Here is a 22,909-nt window from a genome sequence, read left to right as displayed (position 1 = left end):
GGCGTTTAATCAGGAACTGATCAATGAAACTGCAATACCGGGTACTCGACGCCCGCCTTGGCGACAGCATTCCTCTGCCTCATTACGCCACCGACGGCTCCGCCGGGCTGGACCTGCGCGCCATGGTCAAGGAACCGATGACACTGCAACCCGGGGATACCGAGCTGCTGCCCACCGGCATGTCCATTTTCATTGACGATCCGGGTTACGCCGGCATGATCCTGCCGCGCTCCGGTCTGGGCCATAAGCACGGCATCGTGCTGGGCAATCTGGTGGGGCTGATCGACTCCGACTACCAGGGTGAGCTGATGGTGTCCTGCTGGAACCGGGGGCAACAGCCCTTCACCCTGGAGCCCGGTGAGCGCATCGCCCAACTGGTGATCGTGCCGGTCATGCAGGTAGAGCTGGAGCAGGTGGAAAGCTTCAGCGCCAGCGAACGGGGCGAAGGCGGTTTCGGTCACAGCGGGCGGCACTGAGGCCCGACACAGAAAAACACCAGACAAACAACAACCACAGCAGCACAAGCACGCACCACAGCGCGCACCACGACCCAACCACAATAATACCGTGGCAGCGCCGGGCAAGCGGAGGGGATATGGGGAACAAGAACGACAACAAGCAAGGCAAGTCCACCAGCGCCATGAAGCAGCTACTGCCTCTGGTTGCCGCCGGCATCGTGGCCGTGGTCGCCGCCACCGGCTGCCTCTACGCCTACCAGGCCAGCCAGCTGCAGCCCGGGCAACAGAACGCCCAGGCCCGGCTGCTGGCCCAATCACTGGCCAGCCAGGCGAACAACACCATCCAGGCCTCCCGCCAGCAGCTGGAGATCCTCAGCGACCGCAGCGATGTGAACAAGGCGCTCTCCGACGACAACCTGTCCAGCTTTAACGTACACCAGAACCAGTGGCTTCCCGATGCCACCGTGCAGCTTGTTCCCCGTCGCGGCGCAGACACCGCCCAGTTCAGCTACACCGCCCAGGAACTGCTCAAGAACGTCCGCCTGGGGCAAGAACCCGGCCCGGTGATCATTGCCGGCAAAACACCTCAGCTGGTCATGGCCCGCGCCACCAAAAACCAGACCGGCACCCTGCTGCTCACCCAGTCCCTGGCTCCCCTGGCCGCCGCCCTGCGCGCCGCCATGCCGGAAGGCAGCGCACTCAGCATAACCTACGGCGGCAGCCCCCTGTTCGATAACAAACAACAGGCCAACGGCGGCACCGCCCAGGTCAGCCAGGGTCCGGTTCAGGTTACCCTGACCCTGCGCGCCCCCGACGACAACAGCCTGATCGTCGCTACCCTGGGCATCGCCCTGGGTGTAGTCGTCATCCTGCTTTGCACCCTGCTGGTGAACCGGCTGCTGACCCGGGCCCTGCGCCAGGATGCCGCCGAACTGATTCGCTACAGCGATGAGCTGACGCGCCAACCCGGCGTCACCGCCCGCGACCATTTCCATTTCCCGCTCTTCACCAGCGTCAACGAGGCCTCCGCCCGCCTGGCCAAAAAACTGCGCGAGCGCGCCGGCCCCGCACGCCCCCAGGCCACCGCCAAACCCGATGCCCTGATAGTGGAAGAAAGCGACGACGACAGCATCCTGTTGATGGATGACGACAACGGCGGCGAGTCCCTGCCGGACAGTATTTTCCGCGCCTACGATATCCGCGGCGTGGCCGGCGACACCCTCACCGCCCAGGGCGTTTACCTGCTGGGCCGCGCCATTGGCACCGAAGCCGGCGAACTGGGCCAACAAACCGTGCTGGTGGCCCGCGATGGCCGCCTGTCCAGCCCGGAGTTAAGCCGCTCACTGATCAAGGGCCTGCTGGAATCCGGCCGCGACGTGGTCAACTTAGGGCTGGTGCCCACCCCGGTGCTCTACTACGCCACCGAAGTGCTGGAAACCCAAACCGGCATCATGCTCACCGGCAGCCACAACCCGTCGCAACATAACGGCCTGAAAATCGTCATGAACGGCGAAACCCTGCACGGCGATCGCATTCAGGCCTTCAAGCAACGCATCCAGAACAAGGCCTTCAGCGAAGGCAGCGGCCACGAAGAAGAGCGTGATATCAGCGACCGCTACCTGAACGATATCGCCAACGACATCGTGCTGGCCCGGCCCCTGAAAATTGCCATCGACTGCGGCAACGGCGTCACCGGCGAACTGGCCCCGCGGCTGTTCACCCAACTGGGCTGCGACGTGACGCCGCTGTACACCGAGATCGACGGTAACTTCCCCAACCACGCCCCGGACACCGGCAACCCGGACAACCTGGCCGACCTGATCCGTATCGTCCAGCAGGAAGAGCTGGACCTGGGCCTGGCGTTCGACGGCGACGGCGACCGCGTGGCCGTGGTCACCAACAGCGGCGAAATCATCTGGCCGGACCGCCTGCTCATGCTGTTCGCCAAGGACCTGCTCGGCCGCAGCCCCGGCGCCGACATCCTGTTCGACGTGAAATGCAGCCGCGCCCTGCCCGCCGTTATCCGCAAGAACGGCGGCCGGCCCTTGATGTACAAAACCGGGCACTCGCTGATCAAGGCCAAAATGAAGGAAAGCGGCGCCGCCCTGGCCGGTGAAATCAGCGGACATATCTTCTTCGCCGACCGCTGGTTCGGCTGTGACGACGGCGCCTATGCCGGCGCCCGGCTACTGGAAATTCTCTCCCTGCAGGACGACACCGCCGGCCAGGTGTTCGACCAGTTTAAGACCGGCATCACCACCCCGGCGCTCTATATTGATGCCAGCGATGACAACAAGTTTGCGCTGATCGATGGCCTTATGGCCCGCGCCGAGCAGTTCGCCGGTGGCCGCCCCACCACCATCGACGGACTCCGCGTGGACTTCCCTGATGGCTGGGGGCTGGTGCGCGCCTCGAACACCACACCCTCACTGGTGGCACGCTTCGAAGGCCGCGACGAAGAGGCACTGGAACGGGTCAAAGGCCAGTTCCGCAAACACCTCAAGGCGGTGGACGAGAGCCTTGAGCTTCCGTTTTGAGGTAGAATCATGCGGTTGGGGAGTTGAAAGTTTAAAGTTCAAAGTTCAAACGCGAAGATGACACCGCGCTAACCGGATGTTTTTTTACTCCGCGGTTTACCCTTAGTCGAAACGCGGGCACGGCCTCTGCAAACAGAAAACGCAGTGCCCGCGCTTTTCAACTTTGAACTTTAAACTTGCAACTTCCCGGCTATCGCTAATGCCCAAGGAGACCCCATGGACACCAACAGTGCCCACGACACCGCCCGGATTCTGATTGAGGCGCTGCCCTACATTCAGCGCTTTTCCGGCACCACCGTGGTGATCAAATACGGCGGTAACGCCATGGAGAACGAGGAGCTGAAGAACAGCTTCGCCCGTGACGTGGTGATGATGAAACAAATCGGCATCCACCCGGTGATCGTGCACGGCGGCGGCCCCCAGATCGGCGATCTGCTGGAGCGTCTGGGCAAGGAATCGAAATTTGTTCAGGGCATGCGTGTCACCGACCGGGAAACCATGGACGTGGTGCAAATGGTGCTCGGCGGCCTGGTCAATAAAGACATCGTCAACCTGATCCAGCACAACGGCGGCCAGGCCATCGGCCTCACCGGCAAGGACGGGCGCCTGATCAAGGCCCGCAAGATGGTACTCAAGGCCAGCGACGCGGACAGCCCGGAATTGCAAGCCTCGGAAATCATCGACATCGGCCACGTGGGCGAAGTGCAGGGCATCGATACCCGCATTATCGACCTGCTCGCCGGCAGCGACTTCATCCCCGTCATCGCCCCCATCGGCGTGGACGACAACGGCACCAGCTACAACATCAATGCCGACCTGGTGGCCGGCAAGGTGGCCGAAGTGCTGCGGGCAGAAAAACTGATCCTGCTCACCAACGTGGCCGGCCTGAAAGACAAACAGGGCCAGATCCTCACCGGGCTCACCACCGAACGGGTCAACAGCCTAATCAAGGACGGCACCATCTACGGCGGCATGCTGCCCAAGATCGGCTGCGCCCTGGAAGCAGTCCAAAACGGCGTCCACACCGCTCACATTATCGATGGCCGGGTGTCCCACGCGGTACTGCTGGAAATCCTCACCGACAAGGGGATCGGCACGCTGATCAGCAAAGACTAGCTGAAAGATGAAAGTTCAAAGTTGAAAGCGCGGCCAAACGTGTTTTTGGTTTTTAACGGCAGCAGCCCGCGCCCTTACCGGCAATCGCGGGCATGCCCCTGCAAAATCCACAGACTCAAACCGCGTTTCAACTTTAAACTTTTCACTTTCAACTAAACCTGCGGCGAGGGGGATTGCCGCGAAACGCTACAACAGTGAAAAACAAAACCGCAGTAACACGCCCGGGAACGTTGGGCGCGGTGCTTGCCTGTGATATACCTCTGGCACTCGCGTTGCAGCCAGAAGCTTGTTGCTTAGAACTGGGAACGATACTTCATGACCGATAAAAAACCGTCGCGCAAAGAGCAGATTCTGCAGTCGCTCGCTCACATGCTGGAAGCCGCACCCGGTGGGCGCATTACCACCGCCGGGCTCGCAAAAGAAGTGGGGGTGTCCGAGGCGGCGCTGTACCGGCATTTTCCCAGCAAGGCGAAGATGTTCGAAGGGCTGATCAGCTTTATTGAAGAAGCCATTTTTTCGCGCATCAACCGCATTATGGAAGACGGCAAGGCCAGTGATCAGGTAGAGCAGATTCTCACCCTGCTGTTGGCGTTCACCGAGCGCAACCCGGGGATTACCCGGCTGCTCACCGGCGACGCTCTCACCGGTGAAAACGCACGCCTGCATCAGCGCATTCAGCAGTTCTACGACCGGGTGGAAAGCCAGTTAAAGCAAGTGCTACGGGATGCAGAATTCAAGGAAGGGTTGCGCACCCAGGCGACCCCGACCATCACCGCCAACCTGCTGCTGGCCGTGGCCGAAGGGCGTATTGCGCAATTTGTACGTTCCGGTTTCAGGATTAAGCCAAGCCAGGACTGGCCAGCACAATGGGCGCTGCTGCAGCCCACCCTGTTTCGCTAAGCGCTCACCACGAAGGCGGCCTCAGCCGCCTTCGTTTTGTTGCTTCTCAATCGCCTCAAGCCGCTCGATAATCGGGGCGTATTGCTGGTTCGCCTGGTCGATTTCCTTGTCGAATTCCTGCAACTTGTTTTCCGCCGTTTTGATTTGCCTCTGCAGGCGATCAATCGCTTCCTTCACCGCCTCTGGCACATCCCGGCCCGCCCTTTCATTACGCGCTGCCGTGGCGATTTCGTCATCCAGCTTCATCTGCAACTGGGCAAGATTGTTCTCTTCATAGCTGATGCTCAACTCCAGCGCCTCGACCTTGCGATCGCGCGCCCGTACCGCATCTTCCGGGCCGGCATACAAGCGCAGCATGTCCCGGTCCTCGCGGGCCTGGCGAGCCCGCTGCATACGCAGGGCCTTGGCTTCTGCATCCCCCAGCGGAACCCCTTCAACCTGTTCCAGCACACGGCCGTGCTGATCCAGCAGCTGATAACCGTTACGGATCGCATCCATGGTCAGGGTTCGGTTCAGGTGCACCACACCGTCAGACGTTTGATGCCGGAAGTAGGCGCCATCCGGCATGCGCTCATTGGCGCGCTGCCCCGAGCGCGCCCACACTGACGAAGTCAGGATCAGCGCCATCAACAAGACGACGATTTTCATTATTATTGCACTCCATAACGCTCCCGGTACTCACGCATAGGCGCCACCATTGTCTGGCTGTCCGGTTGCTGTTCCAGCCAGTCGATAATATCACTCATGGTGACGATACATCCCACTGGCACCCCCAATGCTTGTTCCACTTCCTGAATCGCCGACAGGCCCTTGCCCGCTTCGGCAGGCTCTTTAGCGCATTCCTGCCGATCCAGCGCCACCATTACCCCCGCCATGGTCGCGTCAGTCTTTTCGAACAGCGTCGCCACTTCGCGAATCGCCGTTCCCGCTGTAATCACATCATCTATCACCAGCACCCGGCCCTGCAATGGCGCACCGACCAGCCAGCCGCCCTCGCCATGGTCCTTGGCTTCCTTGCGGTTGAACGCCCAGGGGTAATCCCGGCCATGGTGCTCGGCCAGCGCCACGGACACCGCCGCTACCAGCGGGATGCCTTTATAGGCCGGCCCGAACAACATATCGAATTCCAGCCCGGATGCCATGATCGCATCCGCATAATAGCGACCCAGCCGAGCCAGGGCCTCGCCGGTGTTAAAAGTGCCAGCATTGAAGAAATACGGGCTTTTGCGCCCGGACTTCAGGGTAAATTCCCCGAACTTCAACGCCTCACGCTCTTCGGCAAAGCGCAGAAAATGCTTCTTGTAGTTCTTCATACTCAAGCCTGTGTACTAGCCAGTCTGTTCGCAACAGCGCGAAACCGCGCCACCACAGCGACACGGCCCGCCTTTCTCTCTTGGCGTGTTACCAGCCCAGCGCCACCTGCTGGGCCTTGATGATCTCGCCAATGCCCTTTTCCGCCAGCCCCAACAGACTGTCAGACTGCTCACGGGTAAATGGCGCGCCCTCTGCGGAACCCTGAATCTCGATAAAGCCGCCCTGCTGGGTCATCACCACATTCATGTCGGTGCCCGCATTGGAGTCTTCGGCGTAATCCAGATCCAGCACCGGAGCATCCTCGAACATGCCCACGGACACCGCGCCCACCAGGCCAGTCAGCGGGTCACTCTTGATCTTCTTGGTTTCCAGCAGGTGGGTAAAAGCATCCACCAGCGCCACACAGGCTCCCGAAATGGAGGCGGTACGGGTACCACCGTCTGCCTGAAGCACATCACAATCCAGATAAATGGTGCGCTCGCCCAGTTTGCTCAGGTCCACCGCCGCACGCAGGGAACGGCCGATCAAACGCTGGATTTCCAGCGTGCGTCCGCCCTGCTTGCCTCGTGTCGCCTCACGGCCGGAACGGGTGTGGGTGGAACGCGGCAGCATGCTGTATTCCGCGGTCAGCCAGCCCTGACCTTTGCCCTTCAGGAAGCGCGGCACACCCTCTTCCACGGACGCGGTACACAGCACCTTGGTGTTCCCGAACGCCACCAATACGCTGCCCTCGGCATGAACGGTGTAGTTGCGGGTAAAGCTCAGTTCACGCAGTTGGTCGGGGGCTCGGCCGGATGGGCGCATGGAATCTCCTGGTAGTCTTGGAATCAAAAGGGCGACCATTGTAGCAAACACCGGCGCCAATGCCTGCCTTGCACCCAACCCCGTCTCGACTAGACTAGGGAGCCCGGCACCGCCCGCGGTGTTTCATGCCGCAGGCGCCTGCCTGCAGGCGAAAAGACAGTCCCGAGTGACGAGAAGCGAGTTTCGAAAGGCAAGACTTGATATTGGGAAAGCCGGGGGTTCGCAACTCGTGACTCGATACTCGCTTCCGGCATTGCCTTTTCGCTTGCAAGCAAGCTCCTACAGGGCACGAACACCGGGACATTCCATGGCCAACACAGAGGTTCACCATGATTTGCAGCATGACCGCTTTTGCCCGCGCCGACCGCCCGCTTGAAGGCTACGGCCTGGTCTGGGAAATCAAGGCCGTGAACCACCGTTACCTGGAAATCAGCCCACGTCTGCCCGACGCCCTGCGCTCACTGGAAAACACCGTGCGCGAACGCTGCCGCAAGGCCCTCGCCCGGGGCAAGGTGGAAGTCACCCTGCGCTACCAGCAGGACGCCAGCGACGCCGACCTGGAACTGAACGAGCCCCTGGTCAAACAGCTGTCCGAGATCTCCCGCCGGGTAGGCGACCTGGTGCAGCACCCCGGCCAGGTCAACCCCATGGAAATCCTCCGCCACCCCGGCGTGCTCAGCACCCGGGAACTGGATGTGGACCTGCTGCAACGCGAATCCCTCACCCTGCTGGATGAGGCCCTGCAGGCCCTGATCGACACTCGCAGCCGTGAAGGGGAACAACTGGGCAAACTGATCGAAGAACGCCTGGACGGCATTATTACCCAAGTGGAAATCGTCAAAACCGCCGTGCCACGCATCAAGGAAGCCCAACGCGAACGCCTGCGCAGCCGCATCCAGGACGTGATCGACTCCCCGGACCCGGATCGCCTGGAACAGGAACTGGTCCTGCTGGCGCAAAAAATGGACGTGGACGAAGAACTGGACCGCCTGCTTACCCACGTCACCGAAGTGCGCCGTATCCTCAAAAAGGGCGGCCACATCGGCCGGCGCCTGGACTTCCTCATGCAGGAACTCAACCGCGAAGCCAACACCTTGGGCAGCAAATCCGTCGACAGCGAAACCACAGCGGCAGCGGTGGAATTGAAGGTGCTGATTGAGCAAATGCGGGAGCAGATCCAGAATATCGAGTAAAATCCAGGGAAGTCCATAATCGTATTTAATTCATTGTTTTTAAAGAATTAAATGCGAATCTCAGTCCATGGAAATCCACTGCCATCCACCCCTATCCAGACAAAAGTGGTGGGCAAAATGGTGGGCAAAAACGTGACTTTTTCCTCCCCCGCACCTATATTGACCTGAAATGGTGGGCAGCTCTCAAGGGGCTGCCTGCAAACCATTGATGACAGAGAATTTTTCTCTTCAATCAACAAACAAAAAGTGGTGGGCAGCCTGTTTTTATAGGCTCAAACGCCACAAGGTCAAAATGAGCAAACTCACCGCCACTCAGATCAAGTCCCTGGCAAAGCAGGCCCCCAAGAAACACACCGATGGCGGCGGCCTCTATTTCTGTGTACGCAAGTCCGGCATGCCCTACTGGATGCTGCGCTACAGCGCCCAGGGCAAGCGCCACGAAATCACCTTGGGCCAATACCCACAGATGTCCCTGGGTGACGCCCGGGAAGCCGCTGTGCTAACCAAGCAAGGCATCCGCACGGGCACCGATCCAATCCAGGAAAGAGCCAAAGTTGTCCAGCCCGACATCCGCACCGTCAAAGACCTTTTCCAGGACTGGCATGAGACCGATCTGTCCCGGCGCCTGAAACACCCCAACATCCCCAAGCGCATCTACCAGAAAGAAATTCACCCGGTGATCGGCCTCTACCCGATTGCCGACGTCACCCCAAGGGATATCCGGGCCGTCCTGCAGCGCGTCCAGCGCAGCAACCGCCCCACCATCGCCAATGACACCCTGATGTACATGAAGCAGTTGTTTCGTCATGGCATCAAACTGGACCTGTGCCAGAACAACCCGGCCAGCCCATTCACCGTCAGCGACGCCGGCGGCGTCGAAGCCAGCCGGGAGCGCACCCTGACGCAGGAAGAAATCGAACATGCCTTTGGGGTCTTCCGTGAACACATCAGCAGCTTTGGTCGAGACAACTATCGGGCCTGCTGCTTGTTCCTGGTGCTAGGCGTGAGAAAAAGCGAGCTATGCGAGGCCCGCTGGGAAGAATTCGATCTGGAAGCCGGAATCTGGGATCTCTCCAAAGAGCGCAGCAAGACTGGCGCAGCGATCACCATCCCTCTGCCAACCCAAGCCATTGAGTGGCTAAAGGTACAGCAAGGCCATGCCTGCGGCTCCCCCTATGTGTTCCCTGCCAGGCGCGCCAGCAAACGCCCACACATGGGCCCTGACACCCTGAACCGCGCCATTTCCAAGCTATTTGGCCGAGAGCCAGGCCGGAAGGTGCAGCCACCCAACAAAATGGGCGACCTGGAACACTTCACCATCCACGACCTGCGACGCACCTTCCGCAGCCTTGCGGCTGCGGAAGGCGTGCCGAGTCATGTGGCGGAACGGTGTTTGAATCACAAGCTGAAGGGAGTTGAGGGTATTTATGATCGGTATGATTATTTTGAGGAGCGAAAAGTGGCTCACCAGAGAGTAGCTAGCCTCATAGAAACTATGACACACCCATGATGCACAGGTGTGTTTGCGGCTGTTTTTACTGCTTTGGATAAGGGATATAAGGCTAGCTACACCATAAGCTATACAAAAACCGTGGTTTCAGCTGGATGGACATGGACACTCTTGGACGAAAGTACGACCTTCATTGACACACCTCGTCATTAAGACCGGTTACAGATAACAATTAGTTCCGTACTTCAGATTAAAGACTTCAGTTCAAAATTCAGATCACGCAATGCTTTAGCGCTGATGCTTTTGCGTTGCTGCACCAGCTTCTTACCCACCATGAAAGCAATAGGCAGATTGACTGCATCAACAGCAATGACACACCCCTCGCATAGATAGAAAACTGCAAATTCCTTGTCAGTGATGTTGCCACGTAGTACGCGCTGGTCATGATTTTGCGACAACCCTACCATCTGCAGGCGAACGTCATACTGGTTCGACCAGAACCAGGGGGCGCTATCGTAGGGCTTCTCCTCGCCCATAAGAGTCGCCGCCGCCGTACGCGCTTGATCCACAGCGTTAGCCACAGATTCAAGGCGCTGCCTCTTGTCGAAGAATAGATTCCGGTGGCGGGTACAATCGCCGATTGCCAAGATGTCAGGATCATCGGTGCGAGTAAATTCATCGACGACAATGCCGTCATCACAGAGCAGGCCAGCATGCTCAGCCAAGACCGTTTCCGGTATTACACCAATTGAGACAAGCACGATATCCGCTGGCACCTTGCCCCCACCGGACAAGGTCACGCCAGAGACGTGCCCCTGACCATCTGATTCAAAACCGGTTACAGCCGTCTCCAAGCGTACATCAACGCCGGCCCTCGCATGTTTGGCGTAGAAAAATTCGGACATCTCTGGCCCCGTAACACGCTGCATCAGACGCTCAGCAGCTTCCAGGACGGTAACATTAACACCTTGCTTGGTCGCACTGGCTGCCACTTCAAGTCCGATATAACCGCCCCCCACGATGACTAGGCGTTTGCCGGGTGCTAGCTCACTACGCAGGGCATCCGTGTCCGCGATATCATGCAAATAATGAATGCCTTTCAAATCTGAGCCCGGCGCGTTAAGGCGGCGGACATGTGAGCCAGTGGCCAAGACCAGTCGGTCGTACTGTAAGGTGCTTTGATCTGACAAAATGAGGTTTTTGTCGTCTCTGTTAATCTGTTCTACGCGCACGCCGAGCCGTAATTGCTGTCCCGCATTCTCGTAAACCGAAGGCGGTTTAAGGTATAACGATGCCTGATCAACCTCCCCCGCAAGGTAATTCTTTGACAAGGGCGGCCGCTGGTAGGGAGGGTGTGGTTCTTCGCTAACCAAAATCACTTCATTTGGGTATTTTTTTTGCAGCAAGGCGGTCAGAAGTGTTCCCGCTGCGTGTCCACCACCAATGATGACGGTGGTCTCTTTCTTTTTTTTGGTCATAACTTGTCTCTTTCTATGCGCCTTGGAACCGAGTTATCCATAAGCCAAAAACTTAGTGAAGAACAAGAAACTGTAATATCCAGCGAGCTAGGCACATGATGCCTAACCGCCTGCCATCGCGGCGTCCTCAAGAATCATCGCAGCCCCTTTCTCACCGATCATGGTCACCGGCTGATTAGTATTCCCACCAACCAGCGTTGGCATGATGGAAGCATCAACCACCCGCAACGATTGCAAACCGTGCACGCGAAGTCGGGAATCCACCACAGCCATCGGATCTCTCCCCATCTTGCAGGTGCCGACCGGGTGATATGCCGATTCGCCGCTGCGACGCACCCACTCGGCGAGATCTACGTCCTCCTGTATGGACTGGCTTGGTGAAATCTCTACGTCCTGGTGCACATAAAATGCACGCTGCGACAAGATCTTACGAACAAGCTTTACCCCACGAACGAGCTGCTCGACATCGGCAGGCTCAGCCATATAGTTGGGATCAATCAACGGGGCCGCCAGCGGATCGGCACTGTTTAAACCAATACGGCCACGGGACAAAGGCCTGAGCCCATAGAGCATCACTATGTAGCCATAACCGCTCATTGCGGTTTTCATGTCTCGCCCGTGATCGGCGTACAGCATTGGCCCGAAGTGTAGTTGCAGATCAGGTATCGCCAGCTCTGGCCGGGAGCAGATGAACCCACCAGCTTCAGCCCCGTTGCTCGACAGCACACCTCGACGACCGCTCAGGTATTGCAGTAAGGCCCACGCGCCCTTCAGCCAGTAGCTCGGATGCATCGAGATACTCTGACGGCTGCGAGCCCTGACCCGGACAAAAACATCGATATGGTCCTGAAGATTGCGACCCACACCCGCCAGTGCATGACGTAGCTCAATGCCATGTCGAGCAAGTTCCTCGCGGGGACCGATGCCTGACAACATAAGCAGTTGCGGCGAGTTAAACGCACCACCGCAGAGGATAACCTCACGCCCTGCACGAGCTCGCACCAGACCCTTTGCGCTGCGATACTCGACACCAATAGCGCGAGTGCCATCAAACAACACCCGAGTAACATGTGCATCACTACGAACGTTCAGGTTCGAACGCCCCGTCGCTGGATCAAGATAAGCACGCGCATTACTAAAACGCGAGCCGTCCTTCTGGTAAGTATAGTAATAGCCCACCCCCTCCTGTTCGGGGCCGTTGAAATCCCGATTGCGTCGATGCCCCGCCTGTACTCCCGCCTCGACAAACGCCGCACTCAACGGGTTGGTATAACGTCGCTCCGCCACATTGAGAGGGCCATCCTTACCATGGAATACTGCCGTACCCGGCACCGTCTCAGGCTCGTAATGTTCTGACTTACGAAAATACGGCAGCACCTCGGCGTATGACCAACCGTGACACCCCTGCCGTGCCCACTCGTCGTAATCCCTGGCGTGACCACGGATATAGACCTGGGCGTTAATCCCGCTCGAACCGCCAAGCATCTTGCCCCGCGGCTGGAACAACGAACGACCGTACATGTGACGCTGTGGCTCGGTATAGAACTGCCAGTTGAAACGGCGACTGAACATCAACTGCAAAAATCCCAGCGGCGTGTTGACGAAAGGGTTGCGGCGACTCTCCGGCCCGGCTTCGAGTAGCAACACCGAATAGAGGCCACTCTCGGACAAACGATTGGCTACCGCGCACCCTGCCGAGCCAGCGCCCACAACGATATAGTCGAATTCTTCAGTCGCCAGCCCGGTCAAACTTTTCATTAATTTTTTGCCGTCAGTTTGACCATCAACTTCGAATAACCGCGCACGAAGTTGGACTGTACACGCTCCGGCTCGCCAACCACTTCGATATTTTCGAAGCGCTTGAGCAGTTCTTCCCACAAAATGCGCAATTGCAGTTCGGCCAGGCGGTTACCCATACAACGATGAATACCGTAGCCAAAAGAAATATGGTTCCGTGCGTCCTTGCGATCAATAATGAGTTGATCGGGGTTGTCAAACTTGCGTTCGTCTCGATTACCTGAGGCATACCACATTAACACCCGGTCCCCTTTCTTGATGGTCTGGCCACGAAGTTCTACGTCCTGTGTCGCGACCCTGCGCATGTTGGCCAGTGGAGTTTGCCAACGAATGATTTCCGAAACCATGTTCGGAATCAGGTCCGGATTAGCCTTCAGCTTGGTGAACTCCTCGGGGAATTGATTCAAGGCCAAGACACCACCGCTCATGGAATTCCTTGTGGTGTCATTGCCGCCAACGATGAGCAGAGCCAGATTCCCGATAAACTCCATCGGCCGATTGATCAGGTCTTTTGTGTCGTCGTTGCTCTGCAACATATTGATCAAGTCAAAACCGGGTTCTTCGCCGGCTGCACGACGTGCCTCCTTGTCTCGCCACAGCCTTGAGAACGCCCTCGCCATGTCTGCCGCATCGTCAAACATGACATCTGGGTCGGTAAATTCGCCACCCGTGGCAGATGCCGCACCGGACAAGCGATCAGACCATTCAACGAGTTTATGGCGGTCTTCATAAGGGAAATCCAGCAGTGTAGCCAGCATGCGGCCAGTCAGCTCTTTGGATACTGCAGGCACCCAGTTGAAGGGTTTATCCAGCGGCAGGCTGTCTAGCACTTCGGCTGCTCGGGACCGGATTAAACCTTCCATTTCCTTAAGGTTTTTTGGCGCTACCACACCCTGCACCGCCCGACGTTGCACATCATGCTTGGGCGGATCCATGGCGATAAACATTTCCACCGATAGTCCGTCCGGTGGATCACCCAGAATAATTTGCGGTTCAGAGGAGAACAGTTCGTGACTCTTGTCCACGAACAAAATATCTTCATAGCGAGTTATCGACCAGAAAGGCCCGAATGGACTCTTCTTCTGGTAGTGTACCGGAGCTTCATCTCGCAGCCGCTTAAAATAGGCCCGCCACTGATCTTGTCGATACAAAAAAGGGTTGCTGGTGTCGATATCTTCGAGTGCCAAGGTGTTGACATCAGGCAAGGAGGTTTCGACGAATTCCATTTGTGTGGATCGAGAACCCACTGTCTTTCTCTTCGCCTTCATCAGCATTTTCATCGTTTTAATCTGAAAATGCATCGGCACCACTTTGGACGAGGCGTTGAATACTTTTGTCTGAAACGCATTGCTTGATCTTGTTTTTGTTGACATAGCATTCTCCCTGTTTACATCTGGAATTCAGGCAAATGCACGGTCATACCGTCCATCGCCTCAGTAATTTCTACCTGACACCCCAGGCGCGAGGTTCTCGCCCGCTCCGGGGTCATGGACAACATCTGTTCTTCTGCGTCACCAACCCTTCCGGTCTTGCCGAACCACTCATCGGGAACAATCATGTGACAGGTACCACAGGCGCATTCGCCGCCGCAGTCACCGTCAATACCTGGAACGGCGTTATCAACGGCGATTTGCATTAGCGTAGAACCCACCCCGAACTCCGTAACATGCTCGGTGTCGTCATGTTCAATAAAGATAATTTTTCCCACAGCGTGTCTCCTAGCATTTATATCTACCTTGAAGATTGGCTATGTGTCGGAACACCGACGAGGACATTTCTTGACAGACCGGGGACATTTAAAGACAGTTACCGCATTCCGAGGAATCGCTGATGGCAATAACGACGCTCAAACAGGGTTTGAAAAACGTGGATGCGGATATCCCGTCGAACTACTCACGCCTTATCGCCCGAGAACTTGGCTTGAGTGTACGAGAACTCCCTAGCCTCTTGCGCAACACGGGTGTAGATGTCGAACAATTACTCAAAGATGAAAGCTTGCTCACTGCAACCCAGCAGATTCAGATCTTGCGTAATGCTTTAGATTTATCCGGCAAACCAGAGTTCGGGTTACGGCTGGGCAGGCGTCTCACCCCCGCAACCCATGGGGTGATGGGATTTGTTGCTAACAGCAGCCCCGACCTTTATACCGCGCTGCAAGCCGTTCACACTTTCCTGCCTACCCGGGCGAGCTTTATTCAAGTGGACTTGCAGCGGGCTGAGGACTACCTGGAATGCGTTGTAAACTTCCAAGTACCGATGGAAAATGATGTGGAGCGCTGCCTGGAAGATACTGTGATCAAGGCTTTTTTCGAAATCGGCGAGTTCATCGTAGGCCGCCCTCTATATGAATCTGAAGTCCACTTCCCTCATCCAGCTCCCGTCTACCAGGGCATGTACCGTGAGTATTTACCAGGCAAGGTTTACTTTAACTCCGATCACTTCAAGCTAAAATTGGCAATGGGGTTGTGTCGAAAACCGAACGCATCGGCCAATCATGAAAGCTATCATCTAGCCTTTCAGCAGTGCGAATCCATGCTTGCGCGTCTTCAGAGTCCTGAACCGGACTATCGGACTCGGTTACAGAAAATGATGCTGTCCCGGCCACCCGGAACACTTAGTGAAGAAGAGGCGGCTGCCTCTCTCTTTATAAGCAAGCGCACCCTGGCACGGAAACTCAAAAATGAGAACAGCAGTTTCAGGAAGATTCGCGAGGAGGTACTATCGAAGCAAGCAGTAAGCTATTTGTGCAATAGCCAGCTGTCCGTCGAAGCCACCGCCACACTGTTGAATTATCACGACACGGCGAGCTTCAGACGGGCATTTAAACGCTGGTTTGGTCAGACACCCGATCAATACAGGCAGCATGCAGGTTAGTGTTTATAAACAGACTGCACTCACAATCAGCAGCGAGTACGGCCATCAGTTCTCACTGAATAGCAACGTCTACCGCTTGAGCACACCATCCTTAATTACCGTCCACACAAAATCTCCGACATCCTTCACCGTATATCGCCCCCCCTCATTGAACCACGTTGCTACCCAGTTCAACGCGCCCAGCCCGATAAGACGCAAAAGATCACGATCCACATCAGCACGAATCAGGCCCTGAGAGGACAAAGATTGCAACATGGCAGACCAAAGAAGCTCGTATTTGTCTCGTAGATCAATCATTTCCTGGCGGGACTCACCATGCAAGGAGCGCCATTCAAAAAGGAGGACATAGACCATATCCGACCCACCAACCAGCAACTCAAGGTGAGCATTGATCCCCTGACGCAACTGCTCAAGCGGCTCACTTTCCCCCCGAATGGCCTCAGACAAGGCCGTAGACGCTTGCTCAAGCGCAAGGCGCATCAAGTCGACCAGAATGCTTTCCTTGGAGGGGTAACGGTAATGCAAGCTGCCAGGCAGCATGCCACAAGCCTCGGCGATTTCTTTAACGGTGGTTTTATCGAACCCCTTTTGACGAAATAGACGAGCTGCAGCACCGAGCACAAACACTCGATCCGCCTCCGCCACCGGCGTTACCTGATTTTTCTTTCTTCCCACAAGGCACTCCCATGCTGTAAGCCTTTGATTCTAGCATTCCTTTTAAAGTCGGCCCAGCCTTCCTGGCCGATGGCACTATTCGATCTATACAGATAAAAACACGCTGTCTACCTTATAATCTTGAATTTGGTTGGTCATACAAATAAAGTCCAATGAATGCACTTTACTTGGGAGCGATCCAATGGCTCTGGCAAACCGCAAGATTGGTTACGACGAGGTTGTAACCCGTGACATTCACTTTCCCATGAACATCGAAAACGTGGCTCGCCACTGGTTTCGCAACGACCCGTGGTCCACTCACTGGATGAATGCCATTCTCGCCGCCGTCCCCGACGGTGAACGCTGGGTGATGAATTCTGCAAGACGGCAGCTTGGCAAGCTTGACGATCCAGAAGTGCTGAACGCAGCTAAAGAATTCATTCGCCAGGAGCGCATTCATGCTCGTGAGCACGATGAAATGAACGCCATCGGCGTGCAACACGGGGTTCCCATCGACAAGGTTGAAGGCGTGTTCAAGCTGATCCGTAAGCAACTCCAACACCGCCTCAGTGACGATATGCAGAGCTCCATCGCAGCGGCGTTTGAACATTTCACGGCCATTATTTCCTCGGTACTGCTTGAGCACCCGGAGCTGTTTGACGAAACCCACCCGGATTTGCGTGCCATGCTCTACTGGCACTTTGTCGAAGAAACCGAGCACAAGAGCGTCAGTTATGACGTCTTCGTCGATGCCAGTGGTGGTGGCTACCGCAGTTACCGACTGCGTATCAGTGGCATGCTACTGGCCATTGCCCTGGGCTTCCCCATTATGATCGGCAACCAGACCTATCTGCTCTACAAGGATCGTCAAATTCTGAATTTGTGGTCCGCCGCCAAAATGACCAAAGTCCTGTTCTGGCGTCCCGGCATTCTTTCCAAGGTACTCGCTGGCGTGCCCCCCTATTTCTCCCCCACTTTCCACCCGTGGGATGACGATAACCGTGATGTAATCCGGATCTGGAAACGCGCCTACGAAAGAACTGGCGACCCTCATAAGGCCTATCAAGCGCTCAGAGACCACCGAGCCAACAATGTACACGGTACATTCGAAACGCCACAACCTGAACCCGCATGGGGGCAGGCATGAAAAAGAAACCCTTGCACCCGTCAACTCAGGCGGCAGCTGTCATCACCGGGGCGGGTAGCGGCATCGGTCGTAGCTTTGCTTACGAAGTTGCCCGTCGAGGCGGTTCGGTACTGTGTGTCGATATCAATGAAGAGCGCGCCGAACAGGTGGCGATCAGCCTGCGAGCACTCGGTACTCACGCGGTAGCCCTGGGGTGTGATGTCGGCGATGAAAAACAGATGGCATACCTGGCGGAAAATGCCGAGCCTTTGCTCGGCAGGCCGGTAACCCTGGTAATCAACAACGCCGGCGTCGGCCTCGGTGGCCCAATCGGCGAGGTGTCACTTGAAGATTGGCACTGGTGCATGAACGTCAATCTATGGGGGGTTATTCACGGCTGCCATTATTTTGCCCCTCAGCTTCGCGATCTGGGCTATGGAGGCATCATCAATGTGGCCTCTGCTGCCGCATTCGGGTCCGCCCCGGAAATGGCCGCCTACAACGTCACCAAGGCGGGGGTGCTGGCCCTGTCCGAAACGCTGTCTTCTGAACTGACCGGTACCGGCGTAAAAATCACGGCCCTGTGCCCAACCGTGGTCCCGACCAATATCGTCGAGAATGGGCGCCTGCCTGAACGTCGCCGTGACTTTGCCCGTTCAGCGATGACCCGCTATGCCCTCACCAACGCCGACCAGGTGGCCCGACAGACCCTCAGTGCCCTTGATCGAGGTGAGCTTTACATGCTGCCACAAATTGACGGCCGGCTTGCCTGGCGGTTGAAACGCCTGACGCCACGACTATACGCCCGCGCGATTGGCGAAGCTTACAGAATGCTGGCTGATTAAACCGCATTAGTGGAAACGAAACACGCAAGGAATTCAATATGGCCTCCATTCCTACAACAATTTTGAAGCTACTTTTTCGCGCCGGCATGAAGCGTGATATACGCGACCCGGACAAACTGGTAAGACATCTTCGCAGGGTGATGAACGCGCCTTTGGCCCCCTCTCTGCTGCCACGCGGAGTGCGACTCAAGCGAGGCAAGGTTGCAGGAATAGCTGGCCACTGGCTAGGCACCGCAGACCCACAAATCACCATACTCTACCTGCATGGTGGCGCCTTCATCGGCGGGCGGCTTGATACCTATCACCACTTTTGTGGCCGTTTGGCTCACGCCCTGAATGCGCGGGTCTTTCTTCCGGATTACCGACTAGCCCCTGAGCACCCCTTCCCGGCAGCAACGGATGACGCCTTTAATGTGTATCGTGAACTGATCGCAGACCCTCGCCCTGTGGTCATTGCGGGAGACTCTGCGGGAGGCAACCTGACGTTAGTCACATTGCTGCGTGCCCGTGATCAGCTGCTGAAAATGCCGGCTTGCGCCCTCGCCATTTCGCCGGCATCGGATGCGCGAGGCACCCTGATGTCCAGACAGGCGAATAGCGACAGCGATACCATGCTTTCCCATGGCATGATTGAGGTGGCAACGGATATCTATCTGGCCGGCGCGGACCCCGCTCACCCGTATGCCTCACCAATCACCGCGGATTTCACCGGCTTGCCCCCTCTACTTTTCACTGTCAGTAGCGAAGAGTGTCTGCGCGACGATACCCATGCAGCAGCACAATGCGCGCGAGATGCGGGGGTGCCCGTGCAGGTTCTGGAGCGCGATGATATGCCGCACGTGTGGCCCGTATTCACCTTTTTGCTACCAGAGGCAAAGCAGGACTTCCCTACCATCGTCCGAATTCTGGGAAAGTATCTGACCAGCAATAACGTCGGCAAAGCCCCATCCCAAACGGTCAATGCTAGCGATAGCGCCATAGTTGAGGTTGCATCATGAATATGGCTGCTGTTGCAATCCATAACCCTCGTCCCAGCGTTACTCCTGATCATGAAGTCATTATCATCGGCGCGGGAATTTCTGGAATTGGTGCGGCAATCCAGCTGCGTGCCGATGGCATCAAAGATATCTTGATCCTTGAGCGAAGCAAGGATGTGGGAGGAACCTGGCGCGACAACCGTTATCCGGGAATCGCTGTCGACATTACCTCGTTTACCTATTCATTTTCCTTCGAACAAAACGCAAATTGGTCTCGCGTTTTTGCGCCGGGAAACGAGCTTTACCAGTATACAAGACAGGTAACAAGCAAGTATGGCATCTACCCACTGATTCGCTTTGGTGTCGAAGTCGCTAGCGCCCGTTTTGATCTCGACAGCCATGTCTGGTTGATCGATCTTACGGATGGCAGGCGACTTAGTGCACGCCATATTGTCTCCGCCTGTGGCGGTTTGATATCACCCAAGATGCCAGATATTGAAGGGCTTGATACGTTCCAGGGCAATGTCATTCACACTGCACGCTGGCCAGATGACCTTGATCTTAGTGACAAGCGAGTAGCGGTAATAGGCACTGGCGCCACTGCAGTGCAACTGATTCCGAAAATTGCCCGCCAGGCTCGTCAACTTGACGTCTACCAGCGCACCCCCATCTGGGTGCTGAAGAAGCCGGATCAGACTCTGCCTGGCTGGCTCAAGGTATTGTTCCGAACCGTACCGGGCTTGCAACGCAGCCTTCGCGGCGCTACCGACACCGTCAGCGAAACCCTGATGGTGCTTTCCGCAATATATTACCGGCAGGCCCCTTGGCTGGTTCGCATGTGTGAAAAGGCGGGCATAAACAACCTGCGCGAACAGCTGCCCAACCGCCAGGACCTGTGGCAAGCACTGACACCGAAATACGGCTTCGGGTGCAAAAGGCCAACGTTTTCCAACGACTATTTCCGAACCTTTGCCCGAAACAACGTTGAGCTTGTCACGACCCCGATCAAGCGTATTACGTCCCGCGGCATCACCACCCAGGACGGCCGCTCACGGCGTATCGATACCTTGATCCTCGCCACCGGTTACAAAACCTTCGAGAAAGGAAATATTCCCTCGTTCGACGTCATCGGCAGCAACAACATCAATTTGGGCGATTTCTGGCATGACTACCGTTACCAGGCCTATGAAGGGTTGACCATTCCGGGCTACCCGAACTTTTACATCATGCTCGGTCCCTATGCCCTTATCGGCACCTCTTACTTCAAGATGGTCGAAGGGAATGCCATCCACCTCTCTCGCTGTATTCGCGAAGCCAACCGACGTGGAGCCAGCCAAGTGGAAATACGTCAGTCCGTCCATGACGCGTATTTCCGCAATATCCAGAAACGCCAGCAAAACACCGTGTTCCTTAACCACAACTGCGCGCTGTCGAACAGTTATTACTTCGACCATCATGGTGACGCGCCAATGCTGCGGCCCTCTACCTCTCTGGAAATGCTGTGGCGAGCCAAGCATTTACCGATGGATCACTACCGATTCAGTGTACTGGCCGGGCACACTCCCAGCAGACACGACGGCGGGAGACAAGCCTGTGAGCCACATCCCCAGCTGCCAGAGAAGGGCATTCCGGCAAAACAAACAGATAACAATTCTCAGTGACTGTGCCAGAGAAAGTGTGGAGCCTGCTTGTACATGTCACGCCAGCAGAGCTCTCCAGATCCAGTTGACCGTGCGCTTTAGCGCTGCCCAGGAGGCGTTATACCACTCGATAACCCATGCCTGGTCAGCAACAGAACACGGCATCTCGTCATAGACGACGGCTGGGCGTCACGCATTAATGTGTGACATTACCGGAGCGCCAGAGCACAACGTCATTACAGTCATGGACACAGACAGCTAAGCCTGAGACCAATATTGGTTGTTTAACCAAACAAACAGAAAATCAGAACAACTCACCATCTATAACCAGAACAGCCCCCTTTAGGAGCCTGAAATGTCTGCAAAAAAAACAAAACGGTTACCTCTCCTTTTCTTCACGTGCACTACAGCATTGCTCTCACCCGGCTTGGCCATTGGCGGTGCTGGCGACGGAGCGAGCACTTATGGGCTAGGCCCGATGAATGCCGGCACTGCCTTGGCATTCAGTCCTTTTGCATCCAACAGCTGGTCGGTGTACTACAACCCGGCCGCCATGGCCCGCTCCCCGGAGGGCGAACTGGGAGTCATTGTGCAGTATGGCGACCAGGAATTACGTGCTAAATCACTGGGAGGAACAGACCCTTTGGAGCGAGAGAATGATATCCTCTCTGACACCAGTTCCGAACTATTATTAATCGGCTTCAAAAGCCGCGTCGCCGGCATTTCCAGCATCGACAAGCCCATTTACTTTGGCCTGAACGTGGGTGTAGACCAATACACATCCAACCTATTGCCCTATCAGGCCAATACCAGCCAGAAAGGGCAGTTTCTACGCTATGAATCTCAGCCACTTTATCTCGCCTTTGGTGGCGCTATCAGCAACGTCCTGAGGGGCGTTGACGTCGGCGCATCAGCACGTCTTACCCTCCAGGCCAAAGCCAACCTGGAAGCAGTTTCAGACCTTGGCGGCAACACAGACTCTGAAAAACTTTCCCTGGAAGCCTCTCCATCCCTATCACCGGCACTAGGTATCAATATCCGCTCTGGAGAAATGTTTTGCGGTACAAGCGAGTGCATGCCTTTTGGAATGGATAAGATGGAGCTGGCTCTTTTCTGGCGGGGGGAAAGTAGCTATGAGGTATCCGTGGATGCCAATGTGGTTGTGCCGGGAGTTATCCCTGAACCAGGCCTGAGCCTAGCGCTTAGTACAATTGATACCTATCAACCTGAAGTTCTCGGCGCAGCCATTTTGCTTCCCGTTGGCAAATTCGAATTGACGGCAGGCATTGAGCAGCACAATTGGTCTGCGCTTGAAAGCGAGTTTGCCGACGATACTATTCGCGATCAGGCTAATCTAGCGTTTGACGACATCACCATTCCCCGAATTGGCGTTAGCTATCAGTGGTCGGAGTCCATGAAACTCTTTGCCGGCGCAGCCCTGGAGGACTCACCTTTAAAATCCAGCCGATCCCAGGACGTTAACTATCTTGACACCGATAAAAAGGTTTTCGGTCTGGGTGCCAGCTACCGTCTGTCCAGCGCGCCAATAATAGATATGCCATTAGAACTCTCCTTCGCTTACCAGTATCAAATGCTGGATGAAGCTGATTTCGAATTGACCTCCATCAACTCTTCCACCGATCCAGCCCCTTATGAAACGGTAAGGGCTGATGGTGAAATAAACGTATTTTCTTCCTCCCTGTCGCTAAAGTTTTAACAACAGGCATGCGATTAATACCAGGAGAA

At 56.3% G+C, this 22,909-nt stretch carries 20 protein-coding genes; 12 read left to right on the top strand and 8 right to left on the bottom strand.

Annotation, left to right across the window (positions count from 1 at the left end; all coding sequences use genetic code 11):
• Positions 1-23 precede the first annotated feature (23 nt).
• From dut to slmA, 4 genes are all read left to right on the top strand, one after another.
• The gene (gene dut / locus COA55_RS02425) at positions 24-476 is read left to right on the top strand and encodes a dUTP diphosphatase (protein ID WP_063519827.1); all 453 of its coding nucleotides are present in this window, start codon (positions 24-26) and stop codon (positions 474-476) included.
• A gap of 119 nt (positions 477-595) precedes the next feature.
• On the top strand, positions 596-2,995 hold the full coding sequence (locus COA55_RS02420; protein ID WP_290500452.1) for a phosphomannomutase/phosphoglucomutase: 2,400 nt from the start codon (positions 596-598) through the stop codon (positions 2,993-2,995).
• A gap of 216 nt (positions 2,996-3,211) precedes the next feature.
• Positions 3,212-4,111, top strand: a complete 900-nt coding sequence (argB, locus tag COA55_RS02415) for an acetylglutamate kinase (RefSeq protein ID WP_007149034.1) — start codon at positions 3,212-3,214, stop codon at positions 4,109-4,111.
• Between the two features lie 315 nt (positions 4,112-4,426).
• Positions 4,427-5,011, top strand: coding sequence for a nucleoid occlusion factor SlmA (gene slmA, locus COA55_RS02410; protein ID WP_063519391.1), 585 nt, complete (start codon positions 4,427-4,429; stop codon positions 5,009-5,011).
• Between the two features lie 21 nt (positions 5,012-5,032).
• Here slmA and COA55_RS02405 read toward each other — a convergent pair whose 3' ends face one another.
• From COA55_RS02405 to rph, 3 genes are all read right to left on the bottom strand, one after another.
• A complete protein-coding gene (locus COA55_RS02405) occupies positions 5,033-5,659 on the bottom strand; it encodes a hypothetical protein (RefSeq protein ID WP_063519392.1) in 627 nt (208 codons plus the stop codon).
• Positions 5,660-5,661: 2 nt separating this feature from the next.
• On the bottom strand, positions 5,662-6,324 hold the full coding sequence (gene pyrE / locus COA55_RS02400) for an orotate phosphoribosyltransferase (RefSeq protein ID WP_290500447.1): 663 nt from the start codon (positions 6,322-6,324) through the stop codon (positions 5,662-5,664).
• An 88-nt stretch (positions 6,325-6,412) separates the two neighbouring features.
• Positions 6,413-7,129 (bottom strand): ribonuclease PH, encoded by a 717-nt coding sequence (gene rph, locus COA55_RS02395; RefSeq protein WP_290500445.1) that lies wholly within the window; start codon positions 7,127-7,129, stop codon positions 6,413-6,415.
• Between the two features lie 341 nt (positions 7,130-7,470).
• On the opposite strand from rph, the gene COA55_RS02390 reads away from it, so the two are divergent.
• On the top strand, positions 7,471-8,322 hold the full coding sequence (locus COA55_RS02390) for a YicC/YloC family endoribonuclease (RefSeq protein WP_290500443.1): 852 nt from the start codon (positions 7,471-7,473) through the stop codon (positions 8,320-8,322).
• 292 nt (positions 8,323-8,614) lie between these two features.
• Positions 8,615-9,832, top strand: coding sequence for a site-specific integrase (locus tag COA55_RS02385; RefSeq protein WP_290500442.1), 1,218 nt, complete (start codon positions 8,615-8,617; stop codon positions 9,830-9,832).
• A 185-nt stretch (positions 9,833-10,017) separates the two neighbouring features.
• Here COA55_RS02385 and COA55_RS02380 read toward each other — a convergent pair whose 3' ends face one another.
• From COA55_RS02380 to COA55_RS02365, 4 genes are all read right to left on the bottom strand, one after another.
• Positions 10,018-11,250, bottom strand: a complete 1,233-nt coding sequence (locus COA55_RS02380; RefSeq protein WP_007149013.1) for an FAD-dependent oxidoreductase — start codon at positions 11,248-11,250, stop codon at positions 10,018-10,020.
• Between the two features lie 102 nt (positions 11,251-11,352).
• Entirely contained in the window at positions 11,353-13,008 is a 1,656-nt protein-coding gene (locus COA55_RS02375) for a choline dehydrogenase (RefSeq protein WP_007149730.1), read from the bottom strand.
• Positions 13,008-14,420 (bottom strand): cytochrome P450, encoded by a 1,413-nt coding sequence (locus COA55_RS02370; RefSeq protein ID WP_039926512.1) that lies wholly within the window; start codon positions 14,418-14,420, stop codon positions 13,008-13,010. Before COA55_RS02370 ends, COA55_RS02375 begins: the two co-directional genes overlap by 1 nt.
• A gap of 14 nt (positions 14,421-14,434) precedes the next feature.
• On the bottom strand, positions 14,435-14,755 hold the full coding sequence (locus COA55_RS02365) for a 2Fe-2S iron-sulfur cluster-binding protein (protein ID WP_007151505.1): 321 nt from the start codon (positions 14,753-14,755) through the stop codon (positions 14,435-14,437).
• 122 nt (positions 14,756-14,877) lie between these two features.
• On the opposite strand from COA55_RS02365, the gene COA55_RS02360 reads away from it, so the two are divergent.
• Complete coding sequence (locus COA55_RS02360; protein WP_007150482.1) at positions 14,878-15,921, top strand: AraC family transcriptional regulator; 1,044 nt, start codon at positions 14,878-14,880, stop codon at positions 15,919-15,921.
• Positions 15,922-15,990: 69 nt separating this feature from the next.
• On the opposite strand, the gene COA55_RS02355 is transcribed toward COA55_RS02360, so the two are convergent.
• A complete protein-coding gene (locus COA55_RS02355) occupies positions 15,991-16,596 on the bottom strand; it encodes a TetR/AcrR family transcriptional regulator (protein WP_007151233.1) in 606 nt (201 codons plus the stop codon).
• Positions 16,597-16,777: 181 nt separating this feature from the next.
• Between COA55_RS02355 and COA55_RS02350 the strand changes: the two genes are divergently transcribed.
• The 5 genes from COA55_RS02350 (at position 16,778) to COA55_RS02330 (ending at position 22,880) form a co-directional block, all read left to right on the top strand.
• Positions 16,778-17,722 carry a metal-dependent hydrolase gene (locus tag COA55_RS02350; protein ID WP_008930237.1) on the top strand — a complete coding sequence of 315 codons (945 nt, stop codon included), beginning with the start codon at positions 16,778-16,780 and terminating at the stop codon, positions 17,720-17,722.
• Positions 17,707-18,546 (top strand): SDR family NAD(P)-dependent oxidoreductase, encoded by an 840-nt coding sequence (locus COA55_RS02345; RefSeq protein ID WP_022983810.1) that lies wholly within the window; start codon positions 17,707-17,709, stop codon positions 18,544-18,546. The genes COA55_RS02350 and COA55_RS02345 overlap by 16 nt, the downstream gene beginning before the upstream one ends.
• An 86-nt stretch (positions 18,547-18,632) precedes the next feature.
• Complete coding sequence (locus COA55_RS02340) at positions 18,633-19,544, top strand: alpha/beta hydrolase (RefSeq protein WP_230457773.1); 912 nt, start codon at positions 18,633-18,635, stop codon at positions 19,542-19,544.
• Complete coding sequence (locus COA55_RS02335) at positions 19,541-21,184, top strand: NAD(P)/FAD-dependent oxidoreductase (RefSeq protein ID WP_007149384.1); 1,644 nt, start codon at positions 19,541-19,543, stop codon at positions 21,182-21,184. The genes COA55_RS02340 and COA55_RS02335 overlap by 4 nt, the downstream gene beginning before the upstream one ends.
• A gap of 334 nt (positions 21,185-21,518) precedes the next feature.
• Complete coding sequence (locus COA55_RS02330; RefSeq protein WP_063509526.1) at positions 21,519-22,880, top strand: outer membrane protein transport protein; 1,362 nt, start codon at positions 21,519-21,521, stop codon at positions 22,878-22,880.
• The last annotated feature ends 29 nt before the right edge of the window (positions 22,881-22,909 follow it).

It is taken from the genome of Alcanivorax sp., from assembly GCF_002733835.1.
In the GTDB taxonomy this organism is placed as follows: Bacteria; Pseudomonadota; Gammaproteobacteria; order Pseudomonadales; family Alcanivoracaceae; genus Alcanivorax.
Note: the sequence above shows the minus strand (reverse complement) of the source record. Positions and strands in the feature narration are given on the sequence as shown.